Source organism: Bartonella sp. AA2SXKL (assembly GCF_042197205.1).
Lineage (GTDB): Bacteria > Pseudomonadota > Alphaproteobacteria > Rhizobiales > Rhizobiaceae > Bartonella.
Genome location: NZ_JBHIRN010000173.1, coordinates 1 through 674, shown reverse-complemented (window position 1 = coordinate 674; position 674 = coordinate 1). Strand labels below are relative to the sequence as shown.

General features: G+C 37.4%; 1 protein-coding gene. It reads right to left on the bottom strand.

Translation table 11 applies throughout. The annotated features are described in order from the left end of the window. Positions 1 to 674, bottom strand: a 674-nt coding sequence (locus tag ACFINS_RS10510; protein WP_375706238.1) for a cytochrome c biogenesis CcdA family protein, incomplete at both ends; no start/stop codon positions are given.

The window sequence follows — 674 nt, the reverse complement described above, 5'->3', positions numbered from 1 at the left end:
AATCCTGCATAGAGCCTGTTAAAAATAAAATACCCGTCACAACCAAAAAAATACCAATAATTTTTTCAACTTTTCCTAAATGAATACGAAAAGCTCCTAAAAATCTCATAAAACTACTCGAAAATAAAGCTGCTATCAGAAAAGGCACACCAAGTCCTAAGGCATAAACCCCTAAAAGAACAGCTCCCTCACCCACAGTTTCTTTTGTTCCAGCAAGTGTTATAACGGGTCCTAAAATTGGGCCAATACAAGGTGTCCAACCAAATGCAAAAGCTAAACCAATAACGTAAGCACCTAAAGGACCAGAAGGCCTTTTATGTATTTGAAAACGCGCTTCACGAAATAAAAAAGCAATTTTGAAAAGACCCAAAAAGTTTAAACCAAAAATAATAATGATAATTCCAGCAGAAAGTGCAAACCAATCACGATAATAAGCGATAAGCTTTCCAATTGTGCTTGCACTGGCACCTAAAGCGACAAAAACGGTTGTAAAACCCATCACAAAGGCAATAACAGAAGATAAAAGCGCCCACCGTATAAACACTCTTCCCTTATGTTTTTCTGAACGAAAATCATCAATACCAATGCCCGCCATATAGCACAAATAAGGAGGAACTAACGGCAAAACACACGGTGATAAAAAAGAGAGTGCACCAGCAAAAAATACACCAACT